Below are 16,763 nucleotides of genomic sequence, written 5' to 3'. Positions count from 1 at the left end.
TCGTATGGGAGCTGTTTTTCTGACAGACCGAGGGAAAATACGGCAACACAATGAAGACTCTGGAGGGGTATTTGTAAATTCCCATGGTCAAAGGTTAGCCATTGTAGCTGACGGTATGGGAGGTCATCGTGCTGGTGATGTTGCCAGCGCGATGGCTATAAAAAAATTACAACTTTATTGGGAGAATGGAAAAGAACTTACTGCCCCTGATCAAGCTTCTACATGGTTAAGGGAACATGTCATCAAGGTGAATGAAGAGCTATTTATCTATTCGAACGAGCATGAAGAATGTAAAGGAATGGGAACGACCCTTGTCGTAGCTATTTGCACCCATTCATTTTGTACAGTAGGTCATATCGGTGACAGTCGTTGCTATCTTTTAAATGAATATGGCTTTAATCAAATAACAGAAGACTACTCTTTAGTAAATGAACTTGTTAAAAATGGCCAAATTTCTAAGGAAGATGCTGAACACCACCCAAGAAAGAATATTTTAGTACGCGCTTTAGGAACAGAAAAACAAGTGATGATGGATGTTAAAACGATTGAGGTTGAAGAAGGAGATGTCCTTTTATTATGCTCAGATGGATTGTCAAATAAAGTGTCTGAAGAGCAGTTAAAAGAAACGCTTTTAAGCGGTAAACCATTGCAGCAGAAAGGATCTCACCTTATTGATTTAGCAAACGAACTAGGTGGAGAAGATAATATTACACTTGTTCTTGTTGATTTTATAAGTGAAAGTAGGTGAGAGCGGTGCTAATTGGTAAACGGCTAAATGATCGTTATAAAATTTTACAAGTGATTGGCGGAGGTGGAATGGCGAATGTTTATTTAGCAAGAGATATGATTCTTGAGCGAGATGTAGCCATCAAAGTACTTCGTCTAGATTTTGCGAATGACGAGTCATTTATAAAGCGTTTTCATCGTGAAGCACAATCAGCTACGAGCATCGCACATCCTAATATTGTCAGCATATACGATGTTGGAGAAGAAGAAGGTATTTACTATATTGTGATGGAATATGTTGCTGGTTATACATTAAAACAATACATTCAGCAACAAGCTCCTTTGCCTATTGAAAAAGCAGTAAATATCATGATGCAAATTACATCAGCCATTGCCCATGCTCATCAGTACGGCATTGTACATAGAGATTTAAAACCTCAAAACATTTTAATTGATGATCATGAAACAGCAAAAGTAACAGATTTTGGAATTGCTATTGCATTAAGTTCGACTACGATTACACACACGAACTCAGTACTAGGGTCCGTTCATTATTTGTCTCCTGAACAAGCAAGAGGAGGTTTGGCAAATAAGAAGTCCGATGTTTATTCACTAGGTATTGTGTTGTTCGAATTGTTAACGGGACGCGTTCCCTTTTCAGGTGAATCTGCTGTATCAATTGCACTTAAACATTTACAAACAGACACACCTTCTCCGAAACGTTGGAACCCAGCAATTCCTCAAAGTATTGAGAATGTTGTATTAAAAGCAACTGCAAAAGACCCCTTTTATCGATATGAATCGGTAGAGGAAATGGAAGAAGATTTACGAACAGCGCTTGAGCCAGATCGAATGAGTGAAGCAAAGTTTTCTATTCCGGATGACGATGAAGTGACAAAAGCGATTCCAATTATTACAGATGACTATCTTGATTCTGAATCTAATCACACAATTGTGAGACCTTCAGCAACGGAGGATTTAAAGAAAGAGACGAAGGAATCAAAAGAAAGCACGAAAGAAGTAAGCCCAACTTCTAAAAAGAAAAAAAGTAAACTGGTTCCTACACTTATCTTTATCATTCTTTTACTAGCAGCAGGGAGCATCGCAGCTGTTACATTTATTCCTTCTTTGTTATTACCAAAAGACATTACGATTCCTGAATTGCAAAACGAAGAATATGAACGTGCTGTGACGCAAGTGCTTTCTCTAGGGCTTAAAGTCGAAGATACTCAAGTTATCTATGACAATAGCATTGAAGAAGGGAAGGTGATTCGAACCGACCCTAGTGCAGGAGAAGTTGTAAAAGAAGGTTCCCCTATTACTATTTATCGCAGTGCAGGGAAAGAAAAAGTAGTTTTTGATCGTTACATTGGTCGGAATGCTGAGGATATAAAAAAACTACTAGAGGAACGAAATTATAAAGAAGTACGAACCGTTCCTGTTGAGAGTGAAGAAACGCCTGGGACCATTGTAGATCAAGTACCGAAAGAAACAGAAGAGGTTATTCCAGAACAAACTACAGTTACCTTATGGGTGAGTACTGGTCCTCCTGACATTATATTAAAGGATTTTTCGGGTTGGACAGAAAAAAGTGTGAATGACTATTTATCAGAATATGGACTTGAAGTTGTCAGCGAGAAAGAATATTCTGATACAGTAGGTGAAGGTCTTGTTATCTCACAGAGTCCTAAGTCGAATGAAACCGTTCAAAAAGGAGATACTGTAACGATTACAGTATCACAAGGTCAAGAAGAGAAGCCTCCTAAAACGGTTACGAGAACGGTTACGATTCCATACGAGCCTATAATTGAAGGTCAACCACAGCAAGTCAAAATTTATGTAGAAGATTTACAGTATGATGTGACTGTTCCTTATAAAGAATGGGCGATAACAGAAACAGTTACAGAAGAAATCCAGCTAACCATTTCACCTGGAGGACAGGCTAAATATCAAGTCGTTCGAGACGAAAGTATTATTGAAGAACAAGTAATTGATTACGAAGATGAATCGTAAAAATAAGGAGTGAGCTTATGCCAGAAGGAAGAATTATTAAATCCTTAAGTGGATTTTATTATGTTCTTCATGATGGACAAATTACACAATGTCGCGGCAGGGGTGTATTTCGAAAGCAAAAAATTACACCTCTTGTCGGAGATGACGTGGTATTTCAAGCTGAAAATGAGCTTGAAGGGTACATTTTAGAAGTTGGAGAAAGAAAAAATGAATTAGTTCGACCACCTATTGCAAATGTAGATCAGTCTTTATTGGTTTTTTCAGCAATTGAACCAGGTTTTAGTACATTATTATTAAATCGCTTCTTGGTACTAGTTGAATCTAATGATATCAAACCGATTATTTGTATATCAAAAATGGATTTAGTACCGGAAGAGACAAAGCCAATGATTGAACAATATGCTGAAGATTATCGAAACATAGGTTATGAAGTCATTTTAACTTCAACAGTCGAACAACAAAGTATTTCTGCACTTTATCCATTATTTGAAGGACAAGTCACGGTGATTGCTGGACAATCTGGAGTCGGTAAATCATCGTTATTAAATGCGTTAAAACCCGAATTGGAATTGAAAACAAATGATATTTCTATATCCTTAGGTCGAGGGAAGCATACAACGCGGCATGTGGAGCTCTTAGCGATTGGTGGAGGTTTAGTAGCCGATACTCCAGGGTTTAGTTCTTTAGACTTTATTGATATTGAACTAGAAGATTTATCGAGCTGTTTTCCTGAAATGGCGCGATTAAGCTATTCGTGTAAATTCCGTGGTTGCTTGCATTTGAAAGAACCAAAGTGTGCGGTAAAAGAAGCATTAGAAGAAGGGACCATTCCGTCTTACCGTTATGAACATTATGTACAGTTTATTGATGAAATAAAGCAAAGAAAGCCGAGGTATTAAGAATGATAAAGATTGCACCTTCCATTTTATCTGCTAACTTCGCAACGCTTGCAGAAGAAATTAAGGACGTTGAAGCTGGTGGAGCTGATTACATACATGTAGATGTCATGGATGGTCATTTTGTACCAAACATTACAATTGGTCCTCTGATTGTAGAGGCGATACGACCTGTAACAACTTTACCTTTAGATGTTCATTTAATGATCGAAAATCCTGATGTATATATTCCAACATTTGCAAAGGCAGGGGCAGATATTTTGACTGTCCATGCAGAAGCATGCCCTCATTTACACAGAACTGTGCAACTCATTAAAGAGCATGGAATGAAGGCAGGAGTAGCACTTAATCCAGCCACTCCAATTGATATGGTTAAACACATTTTAAATGATATTGACCTTGTTTTGCTCATGACAGTAAATCCAGGGTTTGGTGGACAAGCATTTATTCCAAGTGTACTACCGAAAATTGAACAAATTTCGCAATTGATTGAAATTCGTGGTTTGTCAATTGAAGTAGAAGTTGATGGTGGGATAAATGAAGAAACAGCAAAAAAATGTACAGAAGCAGGTGCAAACGTACTTGTAGCTGGTTCTGCAATCTATAATACAGATAATCGACAAAGGGCAATTGAATCTCTTCGTCCAAGTAACTGGTAACTATCTAGTACTGTGTAAAAAGAAGGGTTGATATGAAAAAGTAACTCATCTATCACAGCTTATAACATCCCTTGCTTATGCAATCCATTTTTTAAATGGATAGGTGAGCAAGGGATGTTTTGTTAAAGTCTATACAAAAAGGAAAGTGAGAATAGCCGATGATTATTCATATTTTAGCAGGAGGTCCGAATGAAACTGTTCCTTCTTTACATAAGTGGCAAAGTGAACATTGGGTAGGGGTAGATAGAGGTGTATTTTCCTTACTGCAACAAGGGATCTTCCCTCAAAAAGCTTTTGGAGATTTTGATTCAATTACGAAAGAACAATTAGAATATGTACGTAAACATATGGAAGATGTCGAGTTATATCCAGCTGAAAAAGACGAAACTGATTTAGATATTGCGTTAAATTGGGCGATTGCTCAAAAACCTACTACTATCCGTTTATTTGGAGCCACGGGCGGCCGATTAGATCATATGTTTGGTGCTGTGCAACTTCTTTACAAAGGATTAAAAAAAAGAATGTCGATTCAATTAATTGACCAACAAAACGTCATTGAACTGTTCAGTGAAGGTGAGTATGAAATTACAAAGGACGATTCCTATCCTTATGTCTCGTTTATTCCTTTTGCTCCTGTTGTTGAAGATGTAACACTAAAAGGCTTTAAGTATCCGTTGAAAAACCACTATATGGAGTGGGGTTCCACTTTATGTATTAGCAACGAACTTCTTGAACAAAGAGGTACTTTTTCATTTGCTAAAGGCATATTAATGATGATAAGAAGTACTGATAAAAAAAGTTGAATCAAGTGTGTTTGAAACATCATGAGAAGTTCAACACCTATGGTACTTATTTTTTACTTTATGAATAGGATAAAGATTGAGATGACTCGACGATATAGCGAGATGGAATGTGAACGATAGTTAGGAGGGACAGTATGAAATTTTATACAATCAAACTTCCAAAGTTTTTAGGTGGCATTGTAAGAGCAATGTTAAACTCATTCAAAAAAGAATAATAAAAACTTCTATGTATGTCCTTATACGGTCACGCAACCATGAAAACACCCCATTACCTTAAGGCGATGGGGTGTTTGTTTTTTGTGAAAGTTTGTTTATGACATAATAAAAGAAGCACCATATCGATATGGTGCTTTTTTTATTATCCAATATTATACGCGTTCAACTTTACCAGACTTTAGAGCTCGAGCTGATACATATACACGTTTTGGTTTACCGTTAATTAGGATACGTACTTTTTGAACGTTAGCACCCCATTTACGCTTAGTAGCGTTCATAGCGTGAGAGCGTGCGTTACCTGAACGAGCTTTTTTACCAGTGATTACACATTTACGTGCCATGCTTTTCCCTCCTAACACAAACAAAACTACTCAATTCTACCTTGAGAAATACTATATTAATTTATCACAGGGGGATAGAGATTGCAATACTTCTTATGAAAAGCTTTCAAGAAATTTTCCTTGACATATATTTTGAAGATATGTTGTATAATAATAAGTAGTAAAATAGGACAAATAGGGAATGTTCTTTTAAAAATAGCTTATTTATAGTAAAATGGCTATAACCTATGAAAATAGAAAGGGGAAAAAGTATGTCCATCGAAATGAAAACAAAGTACGGTCAAATTGATATTTCTACTGATGTAATTGCAACAATTGCTGGAGGAGCTGCTATTGATTGCTATGGGATTGTAGGAATGGCTTCTAAGAACCAAATTAAAGATGGCCTTACTGACATTCTTCGTAAAGAAAATTTTACACGTGGCATTATTGTTAGACAAGAGAATGATGAAGTACATATTGACATGTATATTATTGTAAGTTATGGGACGAAGATTTCTGAAATTGCTCATAATGTACAAACTAAAGTAAAATATACACTTCAACAAACAGTAGGATTAACAGTCGATTCAGTAAATATTTATGTGCAAGGTGTTCGTGTAACGAACGTGTAGTGAGGAGGAAGATTAGTGTCGATTACAGCTTTAGATGGAAAACGTTTTGCAGAGATGGTGATCCAAGGTGCACAACATTTATCAAATAACGTGAAAATGGTGGATGCACTAAACGTATTTCCTGTGCCAGATGGTGATACAGGAACGAATATGAACTTGTCTATTACATCTGGTGCTAAAGAAGTAAAAAATAATGTGTCAGATCATATTGGTAAAGTAGGGCAAGCATTAGCAAAAGGACTATTAATGGGTGCTCGTGGTAACTCTGGTGTTATCTTATCGCAACTATTTCGTGGGTTTGCTAAGTCAATTGAACAAAAAGAAACGATTAATAGTGTGGAATTTGCTCAAGCTCTTGAAGCAGGGGTTGAAACAGCTTATAAAGCGGTGATGAAGCCAGTTGAAGGAACAATTTTAACTGTTGCAAAAGATACAGCTAAGAAAGCTACAGCAATTGCGAAAAAACAGCCAGATATGGTGTTGTTTATGGAAGAAGTTTTAGCAGAAGCGAAAGCATCTTTAAATCGTACACCAGATCTTTTACCTGTACTAAAAGAAGTAGGGGTAGTAGATAGTGGTGGTCAAGGTTTAGTTATGATTTATGAAGGGTTTGTGGCTGAATTAAAAGGTGAAAAATTACCGGGTGTTCCAGCTGGAGCTCCTTCGCTAAATGAATTAGTGAATGCGGAGCACCATAAATATGCTCAAACTCATATGAGTACAGAAGATATTGAATTTGGATACTGTACAGAATTTATGGTTCGATTTGAAGGAGAAAAAGTAAAAACGAATCCTTTTTCAGAAGAAAAGTTTCGTCAAGACCTAAGTCAATGGGGTGATTCTTTACTAGTTGTTTCTGATGAAGATATTGTAAAAGTACATATTCATGCAGAGCATCCAGGTGAAGTGTTAAACTACGGTCAACAATATGGAAATTTAATCAATATGAAGATTGAGAACATGCGTGAGCAACATAGCAATATTCTGTTTGAAGAAAGTCAAACAACGCAAGCAGTGCAAGCAACACCATCTCAACAAGAAGAATATGGTGTTGTAACAGTTTCGATGGGTAAAGGCATTGCAGAATTGTTCAAGAGTATTGGAGCAAAAGTGGTCATTGAAGGTGGCCAAACAATGAATCCAAGTACAGAAGATATTGTAAAAGCGATTGAGCAAGTAAATGCGAAAAAAGTGATTATTCTACCTAATAACGGAAATATTGTAATGGCAGCTCGTCAAGCAGCGCAAGTTGTCGATCAAGATGTTGTAGTGGTTCCATCTAAAACGGTTCCTCAAGGGATGACAGCATTACTAGCGTTCAATCCTCAAGCAACCCTAGAAGAAAATGAACAAACAATGACGGACTCACTTTCTCATGTGAAAACAGGACAAGTGACATACGCTGTTCGTGATACAAGTATTGACGGATTAGAAATTGAAAAAGACGATTTTATGGGTATTGTAGACGGTAAAATCTCAGTAAAAGATAAAGATAAGCTAGAAGCGGCTAAAAAACTTCTTGCTTATATGATTGATGAAGATGCTGAAATCTTAACCATTCTGCAAGGAGAAGATGTAGAGGACGAGCATGTAGACGAACTAGTGTCGTATGTTGAATCTGAATTTGATCAAGTAGAAGTTGAAACGCATAAAGGTGATCAACCGTTATATTCATACATCTTCGCCGTTGAATAAACTAACAAGCTACTCTTGTGCTATAGCATGAGGGTGGCTTTTTTATTATTAAAAAATGAAAAGTAGGGAAAAATCTAAATGACGTGCAGGTTTTTTTATATAAGTCTATACAATGAGGGGGCGAAAACGAACATTATTTAATTTTGTCTCAAAAAAGTTCGTGTATTAGTTTAAATCTATTGAAAAAATAGTTATATTGTGATAACTTTTTGGAGGATATAAATAACTGAGAAAGGAAACAATGACGTCACAGCGATGAATACTACATAGGGGGAGAAATAAAGATGGGTATTATACAAGGTACACTTTTATTGTTACTTGTTCTATTTTTCTTTTGGTTATTTAGTTACAAAGCACCATATGGAATGAAAGCGATGGGAGCTTTAGCTAGCGCTGCAGTAGCCGCATTTCTAGTAGAAGCCTTTCAGTTATATGTAGGTGGCGATTTATTAGGCATTAAGTTTTTGGGAGATGTAGGTTCTGCTGCCGGTGGAATGGGTGGAGTAGCTGCTGCTGCTTTAGTTGCATTAGCGCTAGGCGTATCTCCTGTGTATGCTTTGATGATGGGGGTTGTTTGCTCGGGACTTGGTCTACTTCCAGGCTTTTTTGCTGGATATGTAATGGCTTTTATTGTGAAATGGATTGAAAGAAAAGCACCAGCTGGGTTGGACTTAATTGGGAATATCCTTATTGCGGCACCATTAACGCGCTTAATTGCGGTTGGTGTGACACCGCTTGTCGATGCAACACTGTTGAAAATTGGTGGAATTATTACGGAAACAACAAACGCTAGCCCTATCTTAATGGGTATTATCCTTGGAGGAGTTATTACAGTCGTTGCAACTGCTCCTTTAAGTTCAATGGCACTAACAGCAATGTTAGGTTTAACAGGTTTACCAATGGCGATTGGTGCATTAGCAGTAATGGGTTCTTCTTTTATGAATTACGTTTTATTTGATCGCTTAAAATTTGGTGATCGTCGTACAACGATTTCAGTAGCTGTAGAACCATTAACACAAGCTGATATTATTTCAGCTAACCCTATTCCTGTTTATGTAACAAACTTTATCGGAGGAGCAGCAGCTGGTGTCATTATTTCGATGTTTGGATTAGTGAATGACGCGACGGGTACAGCCACTCCGATTGCAGGTTTAGCTGTTATGTATGGATTTAATGATCCAGTCAAAGTAACAATTTGTGCGTTGTTATGTGCATTAGTTGGTGCTGTTGTAGGGTTTTTAGGTTCGATTGTGTTTAAGAATTTTAAAATTAAAACAGTTGATGAAGTGCGTGGTATAGAGAAAAAGACAGCATAACCTTAGGTGAATGTTTTGAGTTGAAGAAGAGAGTTGACTTTCGTAGAGGAAGTCAACTCTCTTTTTTCAGAAAATATAATCTTAATCAAAAGACTGTAATTTTCAATATGAAAGTGTTTCAAAATGACATATGTTAAAGTAACATAAAGAGAGATAACTTTTGAATAAATGATCTCTTTTTGGGAGAAGGAGAGTATGCTTTATGAAGTATAAATCAGTCTTTGATATCATTGGACCAATTATGATTGGCCCTTCAAGCTCACATACAGCAGGAGCAGCTAGGATTGGCAGAGTGGCTCGCACTTTATTTGGTAGACAGCCAGAAAAAGTAGTGGTATCTCTTTATGGTTCGTTTGCTCAAACATACAAAGGCCATGGTACCGATGTGGCAATTATTGGTGGTGTTCTGGACTTCGATACATTTGATCCACGTCTTCCGGAATCATTGAATATTGCGAAGCAAGCAGGTATTGAAGTCGCATTTATTGAAGAAGCAGCTGTGACGGAACACCCTAACACAGCTCGTTTAACAATTAGTGATGAAAACAGTCAAATAGAAGTAGTTGGTATTTCAATTGGAGGCGGGAAGATTCAAATTACTGAGTTAAATGGATTTGAATTGAATTTATCAGGTACAAACCCCGCTATTCTCGTTGTCCACAATGATCGATTTGGTGCGATTGCAGCAGTTACAAATATTTTAACAAAGCATTCGATTAATATTGGGCATATGGAAGTGTCGCGTAAAGAAAAAGGAAAAGTCGCATTAATGGCTATCGAGCTTGATCAAAATATTGAAGATTACATTATTGATGAATTGCAAGCATTGCCAAATATCAGTCAAGTAACACGCATGGTTGAATAAAGTCAAAAGAAGGTAGGAGGATTACTATGTTTCGTAATGTTGCTGAACTTGTAGAACTTGCAGAAAGTAGACAAGTGAAAATTGCAGAGATTATGATTGAGCAAGAAGTTGAAGTCACAGGTTTATCTCGTGAAGAAGTGATTAAGAAAATGGATCGTAACTTACAGGTAATGGAAGAGGCTGTTGGAAGAGGATTAAAAGGTGTTCAATCGGTTACAGGTTTAACAGGTGGAGATGCTGTTTTAATTCAAAACTATATTAAAAGCGGCAAAGGATTATCGGGTGACTTTATTTTAGATGCAGTAAGTAAAGCAGTTGCGACGAATGAGGTAAATGCAGCGATGGGCACAATTTGTGCAACCCCTACAGCTGGATCAGCAGGAGTTGTTCCTGGTACACTCTTTGCTGTGAAAAATAAATTAAACCCGACACGTGAACAAATGGTTGAGTTTTTGTTTACATCAGGTGCTTTTGGGTTTGTTGTAGCGAACAATGCCTCAATTTCAGGCGCAGCGGGTGGATGTCAAGCGGAAGTTGGTTCTGCGTCAGGAATGGCTGCAGCAGCAATTGTTGAGTTAGCTGGTGGAACACCAAGTCAGGCTGCAGAAGCGATGGCGATTACACTGAAGAATATGTTAGGGCTTGTATGTGATCCAGTAGCAGGGCTAGTTGAGGTACCTTGTGTGAAAAGAAATGCAATGGGAGCGGCAAATGCAATGATTGCAGCTGATATGGCATTAGCGGGAGTGACAAGTCGTATTCCATGTGATGAAGTAATCGATGCGATGTTTAAGATTGGTCAAACGATGCCTGTAGCATTAAGAGAAACTGCTCAAGGAGGATTAGCGGCAACACCAACAGGTCGCGAGCTTGAGGCGAAAATCTTTGGTATTCCGTTAAATAACTAGTGAGTAGACTAGGAGATTTATCTGTTTCGACGGTTAAAGGGATTGGAGAGGAAACAGAGCAGGCATTGCAAGACATGGGCATTGTAACCGTGCGTGATCTTGTAGAACATTTCCCGTATCGGTATGAAGATTACCAGTTAAAAGACTTAGCAGAAGTTAAACATGAAGAAAGAGTAACGGTTGAAGGTAAGGTTCACAGTATACCAACTCTTACTTACTATGGGAAAAAGAGATCGAGATTGACATTTAGACTTTTAGTAGGGCGGTATTTAGTGACGGTAGTTTGTTTTAACCGTCCTTATTATAAGTCGAAATTGTCTCTTGATGAAACTGTTACAATTACCGGGAAGTGGGATCAACATCGCCAAACCATTACATTACAAGAAATACAGTTCTCGCCATTTCAGCGCCAGCAAACGATTGAGCCTATTTACGCAACGAAAGGTGACATCACAGTTAAAGCGTTACGACGCTTTATTACATTAGCTTTAAATCAATATGGAAAAGAGTTAGAAGAGATTCTTCCTGACTCATTACGTAATCGTTATAAGTTACTATCTAGACAAGATGCGTTGAAGATGATTCATTTACCTCGTGATCATAGTGATTTAAAGCAAGCTAGACGCCGTTTTGTGTATGAAGAGTTCTTATTATTTCAATTAAAAATGCAAGCGTTAAGGAAGATGGAAAGAGAACAATCACCTGGAATTGTGCAAGCATTTGACTCTTCGACTTTAGTTGAATTTACAAACTTGTTGCCTTTCCCTTTGACCGATGCACAAAAGCGGGTAGTGAATGAAATTACCATGGATATGAAGTCACCTTATCGAATGAATCGGTTATTACAAGGTGATGTAGGGTCTGGTAAAACAGTTGTTGCTGCAATTGCCTTGTACGCAACGGTTTTATCAGGTCGTCAAGGTGCATTAATGGTGCCTACTGAAATTTTAGCAGAACAGCATCTTGAATCATTACAAAGTATGCTTGAGAAAGTGAATGTAAAGGTTGGGTTGCTAACGGGCTCTGTTAAAGGTAAAATGCGCAAAGAAGTGTTACGTCAAGTTCAAGAAGGAGAAATTCATGTTCTTGTTGGTACGCATGCCCTTATTCAAGATGAAGTACAGTTTTGTAAACTTGGGTTAGTTATTACAGATGAGCAACATCGCTTTGGTGTTGGGCAACGTCGAATACTTCGAGAAAAAGGTGGAAATCCAGACGTGCTATTTATGACGGCAACCCCTATTCCACGTACACTGGCCATTACAGTATTCGGTGAAATGGACGTTTCAATTATTGACGAAATGCCTGCAGGGCGTAAAATGATTGAAACGTATTGGGTAAAGCATGATATGCTTGAGCGTATTTTACAATTTGTAGACAAGGAGCTTTCCGCAGGAAGGCAAGCTTATGTGATTTGTCCGTTAATTGAAGAGTCTGATAAGCTCGATGTTCAAAATGCGATTGATGTCCATAGTACACTAACGCACTATTTTCAAGGTAAGTGGAAAGTAGGGTTAATGCATGGTCGCTTAACGCCTGATGAAAAAGAGCACGTAATGAAAGACTTTAGTGTGAATGATGTACAAGTGCTTGTTTCGACAACTGTCGTAGAAGTAGGAGTGAACGTTCCGAATGCGACAGTGATGGTCATTTATGATGCAGAGCGCTTTGGACTTTCTCAATTGCATCAGTTACGGGGGCGTGTTGGGCGTGGTAGTGAGCAATCATATTGTATTTTAATGGCTGATCCTAAATCGGAAGTAGGGAAGGAGCGTATGACCATTATGACGGAAACAAATGATGGGTTTGTGCTCTCTGAACGAGATTTAGAATTAAGAGGACCAGGTGACTTCTTTGGGAGAAAACAAAGTGGTGTACCTGAATTTAAAGTAGCGGATATGGTTCATGATTATCGGGCTTTAGAAGTAGCGCGAGAGGATGCTACAAAGCTAGTGAATTCCGCTGCGTTTTGGGAAGCAGAAGAGTTTTCGCATTTGCGTTTACATTTAGAAGAGACAGGTGTATTAAGTGGTGAAAAGCTAGATTAGATGAAGAATAAGTTTAAGGCTTATCAACATGAAAACTCCTGATAGACACTTTGTGAAATCCCTTGCTTTGTTTATCCGCGGACAACTGGATTATAAAGGCAGGGGATTTGGTGTTAATGCTTTGAAGTGAACCGGCATTCTTTTGCTCCTAAAAGTGCAATCAGTTATACTTAACCTTTATAAAATAACAATAAAAGTAGTTGCAATAATAGGGTATTAATTATATACTGCTATTAGTACCTAGTATTAAAAGTTCGGATGGTGTATATGAAGCGCAATAAAAAAGAGCGACAACAACTTTTAAGGTCAACAATTGAAGAAAACCCGTTTATTACAGATGAAGAGTTAGCAGATCATTTTTCAGTAAGCGTTCAAACGATTCGTTTAGATCGTCTTGAACTTTCAATTCCTGAGTTACGTGAGCGAATTAAGCATGTCGCATCAAAACAGCTTGAAGATGAAGTTCGTTCTCTTCCGATTGAAGAAGTAATTGGAGAGATCATTGACATTGAGTTGGATCAATCAGCTTTATCCATTTTTGATGTAAAAGAAGATCATGTATTCAAACGAAACCACATTGCTCGAGGACATCATTTGTTTGCACAAGCCAATTCCTTAGCTGTAGCTGTTATTAACGATGAGCTAGCATTAACAGCAGATGCAACGATTCGTTACCATCGCCCTGTTAAGCTACATGAGCGAGTGATTGCAAAAGCAAAAGTAACAGGAATTGAAGAAGGAAGAACGAATGTGGAAGTAAATAGCTTTGTAGGGAAAGAGCAAGTATTTTCAGGCGTATTTAAAATGTATCGTTCAAGTAAGTAAAAGCAAAAGTGGAAGATAGATTTTAAGTAAACGCCAAGTACAGCTGTAATCTTAAAGTGATAGATTTTGAAAAGGATGAGACACAACATGAAAATTGCAATTGATGCAATGGGTGGAGATCATGCTCCAAAGGAAATTATCCATGGAGTAGAAAAAGCAATTGAACAGTATAAACAATTACATATCACATTAATTGGTAATGAAGTAGAAATCAAAAAATATGTAACAAACTCCGAGCGTATTGACATTATTCATACAGAAGAAGTAATTGAAGCAACAGATGAGCCTGTTCGAGCAGTAAGACGTAAAAAGAATGCATCGATGGTCTTAATGGCAAAAGAAGTGTCAGAAGGAAGAGCCGACGCTTGTATTTCTGCTGGAAACACAGGGGCGTTAATGGCTGCAGGTTTATTTGTAGTTGGACGAGTGGAAGGGATTGAACGTCCGGCGTTGGCACCGACGTTGCCAACGATTGATGGTCAAGGTTTCTTAATGTTGGATGTAGGTGCAAATGTTGATGCGAAATCAACTCACTTGCTTCAATACGCAATTATGGGGTCTATCTACGCAGAAAAAGTTCGTAATATTTCTTCTCCAAGGGTAGGACTTTTAAACGTTGGGACAGAAGAGAAAAAAGGAAATGATTTAGCAAAGCAAACTTTTCAGTTGTTAACCGATGCAAATATTAATTTTATCGGGAATGTGGAAGCTCGTGACTTATTAAATGGCGTTGCAGACGTAGTAGTTACAGATGGATTTACTGGAAACATTGCGTTAAAAACAATTGAAGGTACAGCTTTATCGCTTTTTTCAATGCTAAAATCGGAGTTAACAAGTAGTTTTAAAAGTAAAGTAGCTGCTTCTGTTTTAAAGCCACAACTAAAAGGTTTAAAAGCCAAAATGGACTATTCTGAGTATGGGGGCGCAGGTTTGTTTGGTCTGAAGGCTCCTGTTATTAAAGCTCATGGTTCATCAGATGCAACGGGGATTTTTAGTGCTATTAAGCAAGCGATGAATATGGTGGAGCATGATGTAACAAAAACCATTAAGACAGCGATTGAAGAAGTATACACCACTGATTCAATCTAGTAAGGTTGAGTACAATTAATAATTGTGAAGATAAAAGGAGAGAAGTACAATGGGGAAAATCGCCTTCTTATTTCCGGGTCAAGGCTCTCAAACTGTAGGGATGGGTAAAGACTTTTATGACTCATCTGAAGAAGTAAAGACTACTTTTCAAACAGCTGATAAAGCTTTAGGATTTCCGTTATCAACGATTATTTTTGAAGGGCCTCAAGAAGACCTGACATTGACTTATCATGCTCAGCCAGCTTTGTTAACGACCAGTGTTGCCATCTTACGAGAATTGAACAAGCACCATGTAAAGCCTCAGTTTGTAGCGGGTCATAGTTTAGGAGAATATAGCGCACTTGTAGCGGCTAATGTATTATCCTTTGAAGATGCAGTGATTGCTGTTCATAAACGAGGAACGTACATGGATCAAGCTGTTCCAGCAGGACAAGGAACGATGGCAGCTGTTTTAGGGATGAACGAAGATGAACTGAAAGCAGTAACGGATGAAATTACAGCACAAGGTAATGAGGTTCAACTTGCAAATATTAATTGTCCTGGTCAAATTGTTATTTCTGGTACTGTAGATGGAGTGGAACAAGCATCGGCTCTTGCGAAAGAAAAAGGTGCAAAACGTGCCATCCCATTAGTTGTAAGTGGACCGTTTCATTCAATGTTAATGAAACCAGCAGCACAACAACTAGATGATACATTAAGCACAATGACATTCCGTGATGCTGAAGTTCCTGTTGTAGCTAACGTAATAGCACAGCCTATTATAGATAAAAATGAAATAAAAACCAAATTAGTTGAACAGCTTTATTCACCAGTTCGTTGGCAAGAATCAGTTGAATTGTTGCTGGAACAAAGTGTAGATACATTTATTGAAATAGGTCCAGGTAAGGTGTTGTCAGGACTAGTAAAAAAAGTGAATCGACGTGCAACTGTTTATTCAATCTATGATGTGGCTTCATTAGAAGCAACCATTCAAGCACTCAAGGGGTGAAAGTATGACACTAGAAGGTAAAGTAGCTCTTGTAACAGGTGGCTCTCGTGGAATCGGTCGAGCTGTGGCGTTAGAGCTTGGAAAACTTGGAGCAAAAGTGATTGTGAACTATGCTGGTAGTGAAGCTAAAGCGTTAGAAGTAGTAGATGCAATAAAAGCATCTGGTAGTGATGCAATTGCCATTCAAGCAGATGTAGCGAGCGGTGAATCTGTACAGAATATGGTAAAAGAAGCGATTTCTACATTTGGTTCACTTGATATTTTAGTAAATAATGCAGGGATTACACGTGATAACTTATTGATGAGAATGAAAGAAGATGAGTGGGACGATGTGATTTCAACAAATCTAAAAGGTGTGTTTCTTTGCACAAAAGCTGTCACTCGTCAAATGATGAAACAGCGACATGGTCGCATCATTAATATTTCTTCTATTGTGGGAGTTAGTGGGAATGCTGGGCAAGCGAACTATGTAGCAGCAAAATCAGGTGTAATTGGTCTGACGAAAACAACTGCAAAAGAACTTGCTAGCCGTAACATCACTGTTAATGCAGTAGCACCAGGGTTTATCTCTACAGATATGACAGATAAGTTATCTGAAGAAGTTAAGCAAGAAATGCTAAAGCAAATTCCGCTTGCTCGCTTTGGAGATCCTAGTGATATTGCCAAAGTCGTTGCGTTTTTAGCATCAGATGATAGCCGTTATGTAACAGGACAAACCATTCATGTAGATGGCGGAATGGTGATGTAAGAAGACAATTGGA

General features: G+C 38.0%; 17 protein-coding genes. 16 read left to right on the top strand and 1 reads right to left on the bottom strand.

The genetic code is table 11. The annotated features are described in order from the left end of the window. Positions 1 to 4 precede the first annotated feature (4 nt). The 6 genes from DIS06_RS08750 (at position 5) to spoVM (ending at position 5,312) form a co-directional block, all read left to right on the top strand. Positions 5 to 748 carry a Stp1/IreP family PP2C-type Ser/Thr phosphatase gene (locus DIS06_RS08750; protein ID WP_110112880.1) on the top strand — a complete coding sequence of 248 codons (744 nt, stop codon included), beginning with the start codon at positions 5 to 7 and terminating at the stop codon, positions 746 to 748. 5 nt (positions 749 to 753) lie between these two features. Next, positions 754 to 2,739: a Stk1 family PASTA domain-containing Ser/Thr kinase gene (gene pknB, locus DIS06_RS08745; RefSeq protein ID WP_110112879.1), complete on the top strand. Its 1,986-nt coding sequence runs from the start codon at positions 754 to 756 to the stop codon at positions 2,737 to 2,739. A 17-nt stretch (positions 2,740 to 2,756) separates the two neighbouring features. Then, positions 2,757 to 3,638, top strand: a complete 882-nt coding sequence (gene rsgA, locus DIS06_RS08740; RefSeq protein WP_110112878.1) for a ribosome small subunit-dependent GTPase A — start codon at positions 2,757 to 2,759, stop codon at positions 3,636 to 3,638. Positions 3,639 to 3,640: 2 nt separating this feature from the next. Then, on the top strand, positions 3,641 to 4,294 hold the full coding sequence (gene rpe, locus DIS06_RS08735; protein WP_110112877.1) for a ribulose-phosphate 3-epimerase: 654 nt from the start codon (positions 3,641 to 3,643) through the stop codon (positions 4,292 to 4,294). Between the two features lie 158 nt (positions 4,295 to 4,452). Beyond that, the gene (locus tag DIS06_RS08730; RefSeq protein WP_110112876.1) at positions 4,453 to 5,097 is read left to right on the top strand and encodes a thiamine diphosphokinase; all 645 of its coding nucleotides are present in this window, start codon (positions 4,453 to 4,455) and stop codon (positions 5,095 to 5,097) included. A 134-nt stretch (positions 5,098 to 5,231) separates the two neighbouring features. Continuing rightward, positions 5,232 to 5,312 (top strand): stage V sporulation protein SpoVM, encoded by an 81-nt coding sequence (gene spoVM, locus DIS06_RS08725; RefSeq protein ID WP_034328571.1) that lies wholly within the window; start codon positions 5,232 to 5,234, stop codon positions 5,310 to 5,312. A 153-nt stretch (positions 5,313 to 5,465) separates the two neighbouring features. Here the strand turns inward: spoVM and rpmB are convergent, their stop codons facing one another. Beyond that, positions 5,466 to 5,654: a 50S ribosomal protein L28 gene (rpmB, locus tag DIS06_RS08720; protein ID WP_110112875.1), complete on the bottom strand. Its 189-nt coding sequence runs from the start codon at positions 5,652 to 5,654 to the stop codon at positions 5,466 to 5,468. A 251-nt stretch (positions 5,655 to 5,905) separates the two neighbouring features. Here rpmB and DIS06_RS08715 point away from each other — a divergent pair, with 251 nt between their 5' ends. The 10 genes from DIS06_RS08715 to fabG all read left to right on the top strand — a co-directional run bounded on the left by DIS06_RS08715 (position 5,906) and on the right by fabG (position 16,750). Then, positions 5,906 to 6,268: an Asp23/Gls24 family envelope stress response protein gene (locus tag DIS06_RS08715; RefSeq protein ID WP_110112874.1), complete on the top strand. Its 363-nt coding sequence runs from the start codon at positions 5,906 to 5,908 to the stop codon at positions 6,266 to 6,268. A gap of 15 nt (positions 6,269 to 6,283) precedes the next feature. Beyond that, positions 6,284 to 7,963 carry a DAK2 domain-containing protein gene (locus tag DIS06_RS08710; RefSeq protein WP_110112873.1) on the top strand — a complete coding sequence of 560 codons (1,680 nt, stop codon included), beginning with the start codon at positions 6,284 to 6,286 and terminating at the stop codon, positions 7,961 to 7,963. A 284-nt stretch (positions 7,964 to 8,247) separates the two neighbouring features. Next, positions 8,248 to 9,279: a PTS sugar transporter subunit IIC gene (locus tag DIS06_RS08705; protein WP_110112872.1), complete on the top strand. Its 1,032-nt coding sequence runs from the start codon at positions 8,248 to 8,250 to the stop codon at positions 9,277 to 9,279. Between the two features lie 202 nt (positions 9,280 to 9,481). Next, positions 9,482 to 10,144 carry an L-serine ammonia-lyase, iron-sulfur-dependent subunit beta gene (sdaAB, locus tag DIS06_RS08700; RefSeq protein ID WP_110112871.1) on the top strand — a complete coding sequence of 221 codons (663 nt, stop codon included), beginning with the start codon at positions 9,482 to 9,484 and terminating at the stop codon, positions 10,142 to 10,144. Positions 10,145 to 10,170: 26 nt separating this feature from the next. Further along, positions 10,171 to 11,052: an L-serine ammonia-lyase, iron-sulfur-dependent, subunit alpha gene (gene sdaAA / locus DIS06_RS08695; RefSeq protein ID WP_110112870.1), complete on the top strand. Its 882-nt coding sequence runs from the start codon at positions 10,171 to 10,173 to the stop codon at positions 11,050 to 11,052. Continuing rightward, positions 11,052 to 13,100 (top strand): ATP-dependent DNA helicase RecG, encoded by a 2,049-nt coding sequence (gene recG / locus DIS06_RS08690; protein ID WP_110112869.1) that lies wholly within the window; start codon positions 11,052 to 11,054, stop codon positions 13,098 to 13,100. The genes sdaAA and recG overlap by 1 nt, the downstream gene beginning before the upstream one ends. A 267-nt stretch (positions 13,101 to 13,367) precedes the next feature. Further along, positions 13,368 to 13,925 carry a transcription factor FapR gene (gene fapR / locus DIS06_RS08685; protein WP_110112868.1) on the top strand — a complete coding sequence of 186 codons (558 nt, stop codon included), beginning with the start codon at positions 13,368 to 13,370 and terminating at the stop codon, positions 13,923 to 13,925. An 87-nt stretch (positions 13,926 to 14,012) separates the two neighbouring features. Then, entirely contained in the window at positions 14,013 to 15,014 is a 1,002-nt protein-coding gene (gene plsX, locus DIS06_RS08680; RefSeq protein WP_110112867.1) for a phosphate acyltransferase PlsX, read from the top strand. Positions 15,015 to 15,063: 49 nt separating this feature from the next. Then, positions 15,064 to 16,002: an ACP S-malonyltransferase gene (gene fabD, locus DIS06_RS08675; RefSeq protein WP_110112866.1), complete on the top strand. Its 939-nt coding sequence runs from the start codon at positions 15,064 to 15,066 to the stop codon at positions 16,000 to 16,002. Positions 16,003 to 16,006: 4 nt separating this feature from the next. Beyond that, entirely contained in the window at positions 16,007 to 16,750 is a 744-nt protein-coding gene (gene fabG, locus DIS06_RS08670) for a 3-oxoacyl-[acyl-carrier-protein] reductase (RefSeq protein WP_110112865.1), read from the top strand. The last annotated feature ends 13 nt before the right edge of the window (positions 16,751 to 16,763 follow it).

This window comes from Bacillus sp. CGMCC 1.16541 (assembly GCF_003184905.1).
Lineage (GTDB): Bacteria > Bacillota > Bacilli > Bacillales > Bacillaceae_H > Priestia.
This window is presented reverse-complemented; position numbering and strand designations above follow the sequence as displayed.